This is a genomic window from Amphritea sp. (assembly GCF_016744155.1).
In the GTDB taxonomy this organism is placed as follows: Bacteria; Pseudomonadota; Gammaproteobacteria; order Pseudomonadales; family Balneatricaceae; genus Amphritea.
The window spans coordinates 1-13,494 of the sequence record NZ_JADGEW010000011.1 but is presented as its reverse complement, the minus strand read 5'-3'; the positions used below and the strand labels follow the sequence as shown (position 1 = coordinate 13,494).

At 49.4% G+C, this 13,494-nt stretch carries 11 protein-coding genes; 5 read left to right on the top strand and 6 right to left on the bottom strand.

The genetic code is table 11. From position 1 onward, the window contains the following. Window positions 1-51: 51 nt before the first annotated feature. Window positions 52-633, bottom strand: a complete 582-nt coding sequence (locus QZZ54_RS10240; RefSeq protein ID WP_290702407.1) for a hypothetical protein — start codon at window positions 631-633, stop codon at window positions 52-54. Window positions 634-985: 352 nt separating this feature from the next. On the opposite strand from QZZ54_RS10240, the gene QZZ54_RS10235 reads away from it, so the two are divergent. The 4 genes from QZZ54_RS10235 to QZZ54_RS10220 all read left to right on the top strand — a co-directional run bounded on the left by QZZ54_RS10235 (window position 986) and on the right by QZZ54_RS10220 (window position 7,307). Beyond that, complete coding sequence (locus tag QZZ54_RS10235; protein WP_290702406.1) at window positions 986-2,695, top strand: transporter substrate-binding domain-containing protein; 1,710 nt, start codon at window positions 986-988, stop codon at window positions 2,693-2,695. Between the two features lie 2 nt (window positions 2,696-2,697). After that, the gene (locus QZZ54_RS10230; protein ID WP_290702404.1) at window positions 2,698-4,107 is read left to right on the top strand and encodes a sigma-54 dependent transcriptional regulator; all 1,410 of its coding nucleotides are present in this window, start codon (window positions 2,698-2,700) and stop codon (window positions 4,105-4,107) included. A 386-nt stretch (window positions 4,108-4,493) separates the two neighbouring features. Continuing rightward, window positions 4,494-5,927, top strand: coding sequence for an aspartate ammonia-lyase (locus QZZ54_RS10225; protein ID WP_290702402.1), 1,434 nt, complete (start codon window positions 4,494-4,496; stop codon window positions 5,925-5,927). A gap of 69 nt (window positions 5,928-5,996) precedes the next feature. Further along, window positions 5,997-7,307, top strand: coding sequence for a dicarboxylate/amino acid:cation symporter (locus QZZ54_RS10220; protein ID WP_290702401.1), 1,311 nt, complete (start codon window positions 5,997-5,999; stop codon window positions 7,305-7,307). Window positions 7,308-7,426: 119 nt separating this feature from the next. On the opposite strand, the gene QZZ54_RS10215 is transcribed toward QZZ54_RS10220, so the two are convergent. The 3 genes from QZZ54_RS10215 to QZZ54_RS10205 all read right to left on the bottom strand — a co-directional run bounded on the left by QZZ54_RS10215 (window position 7,427) and on the right by QZZ54_RS10205 (window position 9,914). Next, window positions 7,427-7,858: a hypothetical protein gene (locus tag QZZ54_RS10215; protein WP_290702399.1), complete on the bottom strand. Its 432-nt coding sequence runs from the start codon at window positions 7,856-7,858 to the stop codon at window positions 7,427-7,429. A gap of 46 nt (window positions 7,859-7,904) precedes the next feature. Further along, complete coding sequence (locus tag QZZ54_RS10210) at window positions 7,905-8,882, bottom strand: glutathione S-transferase family protein (protein WP_290702558.1); 978 nt, start codon at window positions 8,880-8,882, stop codon at window positions 7,905-7,907. 105 nt (window positions 8,883-8,987) lie between these two features. After that, the gene (locus QZZ54_RS10205; protein ID WP_290702397.1) at window positions 8,988-9,914 is read right to left on the bottom strand and encodes a LysR family transcriptional regulator; all 927 of its coding nucleotides are present in this window, start codon (window positions 9,912-9,914) and stop codon (window positions 8,988-8,990) included. A gap of 182 nt (window positions 9,915-10,096) precedes the next feature. Between QZZ54_RS10205 and QZZ54_RS10200 the strand changes: the two genes are divergently transcribed. After that, on the top strand, window positions 10,097-10,924 hold the full coding sequence (locus QZZ54_RS10200; RefSeq protein WP_290702395.1) for a pirin family protein: 828 nt from the start codon (window positions 10,097-10,099) through the stop codon (window positions 10,922-10,924). 12 nt (window positions 10,925-10,936) lie between these two features. Here the strand turns inward: QZZ54_RS10200 and QZZ54_RS10195 are convergent, their stop codons facing one another. Together QZZ54_RS10195 and QZZ54_RS10190 are read right to left on the bottom strand one after the other, a co-directional pair. Further along, entirely contained in the window at window positions 10,937-12,481 is a 1,545-nt protein-coding gene (locus tag QZZ54_RS10195) for a glutamate synthase-related protein (RefSeq protein ID WP_290702393.1), read from the bottom strand. Between the two features lie 119 nt (window positions 12,482-12,600). Continuing rightward, complete coding sequence (locus QZZ54_RS10190) at window positions 12,601-13,350, bottom strand: sulfite exporter TauE/SafE family protein (protein WP_290702391.1); 750 nt, start codon at window positions 13,348-13,350, stop codon at window positions 12,601-12,603. Window positions 13,351-13,494 lie beyond the last annotated feature (144 nt).

Sequence of the window (13,494 nt, the reverse complement as noted above, 5' to 3'; positions counted from 1 at the left end):
GAACACGCTGTGCGGAGGTCCAGCCCCGAAGGGGCAATATTGATGGACTTGTTATGTTTTTTTGACACTTTCTCTGACCCTACAGCATGCCTCGTGTGAGGTATGCATGGTATAACGAATTGATTGGAGTTCTGTGCCAAGCTCATTGTGTTCATATACATAGCGCCACTGCTCAAAGGACTTATTTAGTGACTCTAAGCATGAATGAATATCGGCGCCATCATAAAGTTGATAATGGGGGCGAACATCATTGGCTGCGCTAAGAAAATACTCCTTTCCCTTTTTTGGCATACCTTTGTAAATACTTACTAGGTGATGCCCCTTTATTCTGTTGCCATAAGAGTTGTGAATGGCTTTCAGGTAAAGCTCTATGCTGAAGACGGCGTTGACCACAAAAGGTGAAACGCTAATGCCCTTAAAGGGAGGTTTCTTTAAATCTCGTTTGTACAGATCATTCGCAACTGCGGCAAAAGCGTTTGCCTGATTAAACATAGCGTCATTAGCTGTTACCTCTTGGTACAACCCTTTTTCCTTGAGTATGGCCTGAACCGCTTTGGTATCCTCAAGGTTGTCACCGCTGGCATCGTGCTCACCAACAACAATTCCATTTAATAGAATATCCTTCTTAACCATGACAGTTGCTACTTATTCTCTGGAAACATAACATTTTAATTGTGTGCGTGTTTTGACACCTTATAAATAAGGCAGAGGGAGCTATATCCATTTGAACTAAAAGAGTTATTCTGAAGCACATCGTTTTTCATCCCCTGAAAACACGCAAGCACGGTTTGCTATGTTGTGATGGCACGCTTTGTCACCAGCCATATTTCCTATCTGACTGAGTGTGCTCCACTTTGAAGGGTTATTCCAGTCCCTACGCATGCCAATTTCCAGTATTCAAGTATCACGACTAAAGGTTATGCTATGTTGAATTAGCACTCCGCTAGGCACATTGGATTTTCACTCAACAGAACTGTAGCCAATCATGACGCAACGGGTATTCACTACATTCCTTCAGCAACGACTGCCTATTACGGGCATCTGCCTCTTCATGTTGCTGGTCAGCCTGATGCCCAGAACTGGTGTCGCTGAACTGAATGACGTCATACGGGTGGGCGGCGATCGTAACTATCCGCCCTACGAATTCATCAACGAAGATGGTGAACCCGATGGCTACAACACTGAGCTAACCCTGGCCATCGCCGAAGTAATGGGCATGAATATCGAAATTCAGCTAGGCGGCTGGGATGCGATGCGCAAACAGTTTGAAAAAGGCGAACTGGACGCGTTGCAGGGTATCGTTTTCTCCGCAGAACGATCGAAAAAATATGACTACTCACCTCCCCACGCCATTATTCACCAGTCCATTTTCGCCCGTAAAGGGGATGCGAAAATAACTGAGCTCGCGGAGCTTAAAAACAGAGAAGTTATCGTCCAGCGGGGCGGTATTATGCACGACTACCTGTTGCAGAATGACGTCGGCGCCCGGTTAATTTTGGTTGATACCCATGCAGCCGCGCTTAGATTACTCGCATCCGGGCAGCATGATTACGCACTGGTCGCTAATCTGCCGGGGCTTTATCTAGGTCAGGAATTGGCGCTATCGAATATACTCCCGGTGGGCAAACCTTTTGGCGCGCAGCATTATGGCTATGCGGTTGTAAAAAATAACGAGGAGCTACTGTCTCAGTTCAGTGAGGGCCTCGCCATATTGAAAAATACAGGACGACAACAGGCGATATACGACCGCTGGCTCGGCCCGTTAGAAAACGCGGGGCTGCCCTGGAAAAAAATCGGTCAGGCCGCCGCCATCGTCTCAGCGCTGTTACTGCTAATACTGGGGGGTATTGTGATCTGGAATCGCATGCTAACCCGGCAGGTAAGCCGTCGTACCGAAGAGCTTAAACTTCAGCAACAGCAGCTACTTCAGGCAGACAAAATGACCTCTCTGGGCATATTGGTTTCCGGTGTGGCCCATGAAATCAATAACCCGAGTAGCCTACTGCTGTTAAACCTGCCGGTGCTGAAAGAGGCCTACCAGGATATTGAAGAGATTATCGAAGCCCATTACCGAACCCATGGAGACTTCGATATGGGTGGGCTAACCTACAGCCGCATGCGTACTGAGATTGCGCCGATGCTGGACGATATGCTGGCAGGCACCCATCGCATTCGTCGAATTGTTGATGACCTGCGTGATTTCGCCCGTCAAAGCCCCGCAGATCTGACTGAAACCGTGGATATTAACAAGGTACTCGCGACCGCCATCCGCCTGGTAGATAACACTATTCGTAGTTCCAGCGACCACTTCAAAGTATCTTATGGTGATCAGTTGCCGCTGTTCCGAGGCAACGCACAACGCATCGAGCAGGTCATCATCAACCTGATCGTTAACGCCTGCCAATCCCTCGAGTCATCTGAGCAAAGTATCTCGATCAAGACCCGTTACCGACCTAAAGAGAATATGTTGCACCTCAAAATCAGAGATCAGGGCTGTGGCATCGAGCCTGATAATCTAAACCGCCTGAGCGATCCATTTTTCACCACTAAGCGCGAACAAGGCGGTACGGGGCTGGGTCTATCTGTTTCAGCCAGTATCGTGCAGGAACATGGCGGCAGTATGATTTATGAATCAGCGCCCGGTAAAGGCACCTGTGTCACCCTATCCCTACCCGTTACTCCAGGAGCAGTTTGATTATGAATAACCGTCGCTACCCCAGCTTTGGCGTATTACTGGTAGATGATGAGCCCTCCTTCTTACGTAGCCTCAGTATCGCTCTCGAGAGGCGCGGCGGCATCAATCATATCTACCGCTGTGAAGACAGCCGCGAAGTAATGGCAACGATCGCCCGGGAACCCATAGGGCTGGTGCTGCTAGATCTGACCATGCCCCACCTCTCTGGAGAGACGCTGTTACAGCAGATCGTTGAAGAGCATCCCGAGGTTAGTGTCATCATTATCAGTGGTTTGAATCAATTGGAAACCGCGGTGAAATGTATCCGTCTCGGAGCCTTCGATTATTTCGTTAAAACCACCGAAGAGGAACGCCTGATCGAAGGGGTTCGCCGGGCAATTCAATTACAAGAGATGCGTAAGGAAAGTCAGGCCATGCGTCTGCGCTTTCTGACTGACACCCTGGAACGGCCAGAAGTATTCGCAGAGATCATCACCCAGGACAAGGGCATGCGCTCTGTCTTCCAATATCTTGAGTCGATTTCAACCAGCAGCCAGCCCGTACTTATCATGGGTGAAAGCGGTGTCGGTAAAGAACAGATCACCCACGCAATTCATACCCTCAGCAACTGTACCGGGCCTCTTATCAGCGTCAATGTCGCCGGACTCGATGATAACGTCTTCGCTGACACCCTGTTTGGCCATCAGCGTGGCGCCTTCACCGGGGCGGATAAAGCCCGTGCAGGTATGATTGAACAGGCTGCTGGTGGCACTCTGTTTCTGGATGAGATCGGCGATCTGAGTCTGGCATCCCAGGTTAAACTGCTGCGCCTGCTACAAGAGGGAGAGTACTACCCTCTGGGAAGTGACCGCCCGAAAAGAATACGGGCCAGGGTGATCGTTGCCACGCATCAGAACCTGGAAGCAAAACAACAGTCAGGTGAGTTCCGCAAAGACCTTTACTACAGACTTAGAATTCACCAGGTAGAGATTCCACCACTGCGACAGCGCAAAGGGGATATCACCCTGCTATTGGAATACTTTCTTGCGGAAGCCGCCGAAGAACTTAATAAAACCAAGCCCACTATTCCCAAGGAACTACCGGTACTGTTGGCGAACTACGCCTTCCCGGGCAATGTTCGTGAATTAAGAGCGCTGGCCTATGATGCGATGAGTCAGCACCGCTCAAAAATGCTGTCTATGGAGGTATTCCGGCGCGTCATGAACCAGGATATCCCCGCCACAGAGCCAGACCCAGACGCCTCAACAATACTCTTCAACCCCGACCAGCCCCTGCCTACCCTGCAAGAAGCTGGCGAACTGCTGATTGCGGCAGCGATGGAACGTGCTCAGGGCAATCAGTCCCTGGCATCGCGTTTACTCGGTATTTCGCAACCCGCGCTGAGCAAGCGGTTAAATAAAAAACAGCCTTAGCCTCCTTGTATTAGCGATAGACGCCTTCAGCTTCTTTCAAACCCCGCTGATCAGTTAGTGACTGATTAGCGGCTTTGAACCCCTATAACCATTGCGCCCCCTATAACCAAACGAAATAGGTTTAACCTGTTGATTTAAAAGACTCTACGAGAAACAACCGTTCAACGCTATTCCCCTGGTTATACCCCTTCAGTTAGCAATTCGTTCAATAAAAAAATCAATTAATCCCACCGAAACAACGGGTTAAAAGCTTTTTGAAACTCTTGGCATCCTCCCTGCTTACTTAAACTGTATCAAATGTTTATTACCCAGCCTTTCACACGGGGCGGTAAAACATAAGCCATCGTCATTGGCTAACACAATAAGAAACCAACGCAGGTAACAACATGAATGAAGCCATAGTGCTGCAACAACCAGAGAGTGGACGTAAAGAGAAAGATCTATTGGGTGAAGCCTTCGTTCCATCTGAAGCATATTTTGGTATTCAGACCCTGCGCGCACAGAAGAATTTCGATCTCAGCGGCATTCCCCTGCACCACTTCCCTCAACTGGTAGAGGCATTAGCATTCGTTAAACTGGCCTGTGCCAAAGCGAATAACACGCTGGGCTTTTTGAACGACACTAAGACATCAGCCATTGAAGCGGCCGTCAATAAGATCCTTTCTGGTCAACATCATGACCAGTTCGTCGTGGATATGATTCAGGGCGGTGCCGGCACCTCAACCAACATGAATGCCAATGAAGTTATCGCTAATGTGGCCCTCGAGCAGATGGGCCACGCCAAAGGTGAATACAGTTACCTGCACCCCAATAATGACGTCAATATGTCCCAGTCGACTAACGACGCCTACCCTACCGCTGTCCGCCTTTCGATACTGTTAAAACATGGTTCTCTGGTCAAAGCACTGGCATCACTGCGCGATGCTTTTTCAGCTAAGGGTGATGAGTTTGCTGATGTGATCAAGATGGGGCGTACCCAGCTGCAAGATGCTGTGCCGATGACGCTGGGGCAGGAGTTCAAATCCTTTGCCAGCACCCTGACTGAAGATATTGACCGTATTGCAGGCCTGTCTGAACTCCTCAAAGAGATTAACCTGGGCGGTACCGCTATAGGCACCGGTATCAATACTGATCCGGAATACGCCAAGCTTGCAGTCAACAATCTCTCTGAACTGAGCGGCTTTGAATTCAAGCGCGCATCTGATCTGGTAGAAGCCAGCTCAGATATGGGTGCCTTTGTGCTGTTCTCCGGCATGCTCAAACGCTTGGCGGTGAAGCTATCAAAAATATCTAACGACCTGCGCTTACTCAGCATGGGGCCACGCTGCGGCCTTGCCGAAATAAACCTGCCCGCACAGCAACCGGGCAGCTCAATCATGCCGGGGAAAATTAACCCGGTCATCCCGGAAGCGATGAACCAGGTTGCCTACCAGGTGATTGGTAACGATCTAGCCCTCACCATGGGTGCTGAAGCGGGCCAGCTCCAGCTTAATGCCATGGAGCCTTTGATTGCCTACAACGTATTGGAATCGATGCGCATGCTTACCCAGGCGATGAATATGCTGAAAAACCGCTGCATACGGGGCATCACCGCTAACCGGAATCGTTGCCAGGAACTGGTTGACCAAAGCATTGGCATCATCACCGCCGTTGTTCCTTACATAGGTTACGAAAACTCTACTCGCATCGCTAAAGCCGCCCTCGAAAGTGGCCGTGGCGTACTGGAACTGATCAGAGAGGAGGAGTTAATGAGCGAAGCCGATTTAAGCGATCTCCTCAAGCCCAACAATATGATCAGCCCTCAACCACGCCGACGTTAATGACTCACGTTTTACCCCAACCCTGAAGCCCGATACGGGTATAAAAACAACTATAGAAGGATGAGTGTTATGCAACCTACAATGACAAACAAAAGCCGCCCCGGATTCTGGAGCGGACTGGCACTGTGGAAAAAGATATTGGTCGGTATGGTTCTCGGTGTCGCCGCTGGCGCCATCATGGGACCAGAGGCTGAGATGTTAAAACCTATCGGCACGCTGTTCATAAACGCTATCAAAATGCTGATTGTACCGCTGGTTTTCTGTTCACTGGTTGTCGGTGTAACCTCCATGCAAGACACCCGAAAGATGGGACGAATCGGTGTAAAAGCGGTTCTGCTTTATATGGGCACTACCGCCATCGCCATTAGTATTGGACTTGGCCTGGCCACTGTCCTGACTCCGGGAGAAGGGCTAAACATGGTGGTAACCGACGCGGTTGCTGTCGGAAAAGAAGCGCCTACGCTGGTACAAACGCTGCTGAATATGATTCCGAAAAATCCAGTGGGCGCCCTGGCTGCCGGAAACATCCTGCAGATCATCGTATTTGCTTTAGGTCTGGGTATCGCACTTACCCTTAGCGGAGAGAAAGCAGAACCGGCTATTAAGCTGTTCGAAAGCCTTGCTGAAGCGATGTATAAATTGACCGAAATGGTAATGAAGCTCGCCCCTTACGGTGTGTTTGGTCTGATGGCATGGGTTGCTGGCAAATACGGAATGGATATTCTGCTACCACTGATTAAAGTTATTGCCGTGGTCTATCTCGGTTGTCTGATTCACGTATTGGTTTTCTACACGGGTTTAATCAGCACGCTGGGACGGCTCAACCCTGTCCGATACATGAAAGGGCTACTGAACCCTGCCGCTGTTGCCTTTACCACCACCAGCAGTTCTGGCTCGCTACCGGCCACCATAAAAGCATCTCGTGAAGAGATGGGGGTGTCTAAAGGCATATCCAGCTTTGTTCTGCCTCTTGGCGCAACAATCAATATGGACGGTACCGCTCTGTACCAGGGTGTTTGCGCACTATTCATCGCACAGGCCTTTGGTATTGATCTGGCTTTCTCTGATTACTTACTCATCATCATGACGTCCACTCTCGCATCAATCGGCACCGCCGGTGTTCCGGGCGCGGGTCTGATCATGCTGTCTCTGGTACTTACTACTGTCGGCTTGCCACTCGAAGGTCTGGCCATCGTTGCCGGTATCGATCGTATTCTGGATATGGCAAGAACCAGTGTGAATGTCTGTGGCGACCTTATGGTCTCAATTCTTGTCGCCAAGAGCGAAAACGAATTAGACGAATCAGTTTATAATAGGTCATCATCAGAGACACAGTCTCAGCCTGAATCTGCAACTGAGATTCATACTGCTAGAATCTGATTCTACGAACAAATAACTAGCACAAATAATTAGCACAGATAGCTAACGCAGTAAAAAAGCCCCTCAGGGGGCTTTTTTTGGTTCAGGCTGGGAAAAAAAACTGGGGAACAGAAGATTCGCTAACGAATCCGATAAGATGAATGACAGGTAACACAGGCGGTTGTCACCGCCGTTAGCGCACGGTAAGCGGGCAGCGGTTCGCCCTCCTGTGCTGTTAGCGCAAAACGACTCGCAGCCCGATGCATCGCAGTGCCTTTGCTGCGCATATCTTCCGGCATGAATTTAGCCAGATGGCTCGCCCCATGGGACTCAAGCGAGCTCATCCCAAGTCGGTTCTCGGCTATATCAGCAGCCCGGTCCAGATCATCGCTGGCGATGCTCAGCATTATTTCATTAATCGCCACAAGATGATCACGCATATTAGACATCATATGCTGTTGCATCATCTCCGGTAGCTGAACCAGCTCACGACTCTCTTCCGCGGCCTGAGTCAAAGAGGTAACAGCCAGTAGTAAAGTTCCCGCGAGAACTCTCTTTCCTGTTCCTGTCATACCTTACCTCCGAGACAATTATTCTGACTGACAGATAGACTATCAGTTATAAAGCATCCCGCCCATGGGGAGAATCAAAATCTAGTTCAGGCCCCAGCGGTACAATCTGAGTGGGGTTGATCATATGGTGGCTGCCATAGTAATGCTGCTTGATATGCACCATATCAACCGTCTGAGCGACCCCTTCGATTTGATACAGTTCACGGATATAGCCGGATATATTGGGATACTCGCGCAGCTGTTTCAGGTTGCACTTAAAGTGGCCATGATAGACCGCATCGAAACGGATCAGTGTGGTGAACAGTCTCCAATCGGCTTCGGTCAAAACAGCCCCGGCCAGATAGCGCTGCTGTGACAAAATAGCTTCTATCCGCTCAAGGCTGGTAAACAGGTCTTTGACATTATGTTCATAGGCCTCCTGGGTTGTTGCAAAGCCTGCCCGATAAACACCGTTATTAACGCCGTCATAGATCCAGCTATTCAGCTCTTCGATCTCATCACGAAGAGGCTTGGGCCAATAATCAGATCGATTTCCGGTTAGGTCATCAAAGGCGGAATTAAACATGCGGATAATTTCTGAGGACTCATTACTGACAATCGTCTGTTGCTGTTTGTCCCACAGCACTGGCACGGTGACCCGACCGGTATAATCGTCTTTTGCCCGACTATAGATCTGGTGCATAAAGTCAGCCGCGTAAAGCGCATCGCCCGTAGAGCCCGTTTCAGTATCAAAACTCCAGCCCTGCTCTAACATATCCGGACTCACCACTGAAACAGTAATCAGCTCTTCTAGCCCCTTAAGCTTTCTGAAAATAAGGGTTCTGTGCGCCCAGGGGCAAGCCAGAGAAACATACAGATGATAGCGACCGGGCTCAGCTTTAAAACCACCTTCACCGGAAGGACCTGGGCTGCCGTCAACGGTCACCCAGTGACGAAACCCCGACTGATCACGAACAAACTCACCTTGAGAGCTTTTAGTTTCGTACCATTGGTCATGCCACTTGCCTTCGATTAACAGTCCCATCATTGAATCCTCTGTGCTTACTAACAGCGCTTACTAGTAGCACTTATCTAATTAGTGTTTGCTACTTTATGGCTCCATATTAATTTCTATTTTTTAGATTAAAAATCACTTAATTACGGATATAGTATTCGAATATTTAGAACGATCTTCATCACAACATCCGTGTAGCAACTCTGTCAGACGCTTTATACCCGGGCCTATACTGTCCTGACGGGCATAATAAAGCTGCAACATCATGCTGCGGCTGCCACCCGCTTGCAGTGGAATCGGCTGCAGTTCACCCTGTTCCAGCGCTCTTCTTATGCGCGTTACCGGCACCCAGGCAAAGCCCATCCCCCGACTGATCATTTCTACTGCGGTACTGATGTTACTGACGGTCCAGCGCTGATCGGCTTTTAACCAGCCGGAATCAATATTCTGTTCAAGCGCTGAATCCCGGGTAACCAGCTGACGAAAATTGGTCAGATCATCGATAACTAATGGCTCAGCCTCACTGCAACTGTTAAACAGTGGGTGCTTCGGCGAAGCAACCGCAATAAAGCCCACCGCAAACAAAGGTTCCGCCAGAAAGTGGGAGACTCCGGCGCCGGCGATTGCCAGGTCTACCCGCCCCTGTATCAGCGCTTCAGATGCACCGGAGAGCACCGTTTCATAGAGTTGAATTCGGGTATTAGGATATTCATGAGCAAACTGCTCGAGTACCTGGCTGATATACTCTGGGGGAAAGGTCTGATCTACAGCGATAGAGATCTCTGGCTCAACCCCCGCATGCAAACTGGCCGCTAACGAGTCAATGTTGGCGGCAGACTCCAACAGCTGCTCGGCGCGTTGTAGCAATAAGCGCCCGGCATCGGTCAGATGAGCCTTGCGCCCTTTTACTTCAAGCAACTTCACATCCAACATCGATTCCATTTTCTGAATCGCATGGTGAATACTCGACTGACTCTTATGCACCGCTTCTGCTGCATGAGCAAATCCACCATGTTCCACCACTGCTTTCAACATCCGCCACTGTTCAAGGGTGACCTTCATCGCAAGTCCTTTCTAAAAAATAGAATGTATAACCCGATTTATACCGATTTTTATTTCGAATTAAAAGAATAATATAGATCCTATAGAGAAACAGAACCTAAGAAACATAGCCCCTGTAGAACAATAGAGGCCATTGAAAATCAGACGCGGCACTTGTTAACTCAACCGCAGGAGAAACAGATATGAGTATTCAGATCATTCCAAGCCGCCCATCTTCTGATGGTGCCGGCGTCAAAATTCAGCGTGTACATGGTTTCCAAAATAACGGACTCGACCCTTTCCTGATGCTGGATGAGATACGCTCGGATAACCCTGATGATTATGGTGCAGGCTTTCCCGCTCACCCACACCGGGGCATCGAAACCCTGACCTATATACGTCATGGTGGGTTCGAACATCAGGACCACCTGGGTAATAAAGGCGGAGTACAGAGCGGTGAAGCTCAATGGATGTCAGCAGGCCGGGGGATTATTCACTCGGAAATGCCATTGCAGAAAGATGGTTTGATGCACGGCTTTCAATTGTGGTTAAACCTACCCGCCAGCCTAAAAATGAAAGACCCGGATTGGCAGGATGTAGGCCGTGATCAGTTGCCATGGCACCCGTTAAGAAACACTGAGCTGAAAGTGATCGGCGGTCAGTTCACCTTTGCCAAAGAAACATTTACAGGGCCATTACAACAACTGCCAGGACAAGGCGCTGTTGCGGACATCTGCCTAAAGCCGGGTGCCGAGACTCACCTGAAACAGGCAGAAGAACGTACACTGCTACTCTATGTTTACGAAGGGAAGCTGATAGTAAACGGGCAAACAGTGGGCGCACAGCAGATGGCAAAGGTCACCGCAGAATCCGCTTTGCAGATCAGTTCTGACAGTGGTGCGGGCGCACTATTGCTTAGTGGTATTCCCCTGCAAGAGCCGGTTGCCCACTACGGCCCGTTTGTGATGAATACCCAGGCCGAGATAGATCAGGCAATCCAGGATTATCAGCAGGGTACGCTAACTGATTAATCCCCCCTCTCATCAGAGAGGGGTTGTTCCGGCATAAGCCACACCTGAAAGGTATGCCATATCCCGGTTCCAGGTTGCCAGATCTCCCATATCAAACTGATTCAAGTGATTATGGCCGCAAGCCCGGGCCATCACTTGCATCAAATGAACCGACCCCGTCATGAAGTTAGCTAGCTGGGCGGCCGACTTATCCACATTCAGCCGCTGACGCAGGTCCGCTTTTTGGGTTGCTATGCCAGCAGGACAGTTATTGGTATTACAGATGCGAGCAGCGACACAACCGATTGACTGCATTGCACTATTTGCCACCGCAATACCATCCGCTCCCAGCGCCATCGCTTTTATAAAATCACTAGGAACCCTCAGCCCGCCGGTAATGATCAGAGTGACTCGTCCACTGGCCCCATTGGTATTCAGACAACGCCTGGCTCGTGCTAACGCAGGTATCGTCGGCACACTAATATGATCGCGAAATAGGAGTGGCGCAGCCCCCGTACCGCCGCCACGACCATCAAGAATGATATAGTCAGCCCCCGCTTTTATGGCGAACTCAACATCTCTCTCGATATGATTTGCACTGAGTTTGAAGCCAATCGGAATACCACCGCTGATCTCCCTTACCCTATCTGCGAAGCGCGCAAAATCTTCGACATTATTCAGGTCATCAAATGTTGGTGGAGAGACGGCATCATGACCTTCCGGAATCCCTCGCACCTGAGAAATTTTACCCACGTTTTTACTGGCAGGAAGGTGGCCACCGGTACCTGTTTTAGCCCCCTGCCCACCTTTAAAATGAAAGGCTTGTACCTGGGTTAATAGCTCTTCCCGATAGCCAAATTTAGCACTGGCCAGTTCGTAGAAATACCGGGAGTTTGCCAGTTGCTCCTCTGGCAACATACCGCCTTCGCCTGAACAGATGCCTGTACCTGCCAGTTCAGCGCCTTTCGCCAGAGCCGTTTTAGCCTCTTCTGAAAGCGCTCCGAAGCTCATATCCGACACAAACAGGGGTATATCCAGCTCTAAGGGTTTCTTTGCTTCCGGGCCAATTATCAGAGAAGTACCTACTGACACAGATTCTTGTAAAGGTTTACGGGCCATCTGAGCAACCATAACCTGAATATCATCCCAGGCTGGCAGCAGATTACGGGGAACCCCCATCGCGCCCATAGGGCCATGAGAACCTATTCCTTTTATTCCGTCTTGTGCCAGTTGATGAATAAATTCGACCGTGGATTCCTCTGCCGTATTTACCGCAGCTGGGGCCTGATTGTCGCTAGCAATGATACCCGGACCTTCCTGGCCAACAGCGGTTGCATCAAATTTTTTATGTGTACCATCACAGAATGGGGCATTCGCCGTATGTTTGCAGGCACAGAGCCAGGCATCACCGGTTTCCTCTGCTGTAAAAGCTTTAGGGGTAAATCCTGTCCCCGCATGTGAACCATCACAGAAAGGTTGCTTCGATGAACGACCACAGGTACAGAAGTAAGACTCTTCGCCCTTATTCAAACTTACTTTGACTGGTTTATTATCAGCGACCACAGGCTTTGCAGACATAACTCACTCCTTCGAAATAACTAGTGAGTTAATCCTAGCAGCCCTTTCTAATAAAGGGCTAAAAAAAAACTAAAAAATGAATTTAAAACAAGAACTAAAGAAGGATTTAAAAACTGCCTTCAGATACCGTCAGCAATCAGTTTGATCCCGACAATCAGAAGCATAATCAGAATAATTCGGTAGAAAAGCTGATCATCCAGCATCTTGTGGATAATCAGGCCTAACTTGATACCTATCCAGGCCACCGGAGCCAGCACTAGCCCAACCAGCAGGTTATCGGTATTGATCTGCCCCAGCGCGCCATAGGCCACCAACTTAACCAGATTAACAATGGCAAGAAACACAACCGCCGTACCGAGAAATTGCTCTCGAGGCAGTTTCATCGGTATCAGATAGAAATTCATGGGAGGGCCACCCGCATGCGCAATAAAGCTGGTGAAGCCCGCAAGGGTACTGGAGATAACTCCCACAACAGGCGAGCCACCCTGCCCTAACTTCGAACCATTGAGCAATCCCCAAAGACCAAAGCAGATCGATAGAATCCCCAGCAACAGTCGGAGAATATCGTCATTAAGATAATCAAACAGTAGATACCCGGTGAAAATGCCCAGTACCGCTCCGGGCAACATTATCTTTAACAGATCAACCCGTTTACTGTGCCACCAGGCACGGACGCTAAAAAAATCCATCAGAATCAGCAACGGTAACATTATAGCGGCAGCCTGAACCGGCCCGATATAGAGAGACATCAGTGGCACACTGATCACCCCGACTCCCCCGGCAAAACCCGACTTAGAAATACCGGTTATTAACACGCCAAGCCCGGCCAATAACCAGAATGACAAACTAAAAGAGTTAATCAGATCCACACAAATCCCCCTTGAAAAACAGCATATTACTCTGATAGCAGCATGGTTAAAACTAACTGCTATGTTTACAGTCCGGTGCTGACAAGGTAAAAAAGAGGGCAACAGTCTCCATTTGCGAACCTTCATGATCAGAATAAAACGCTG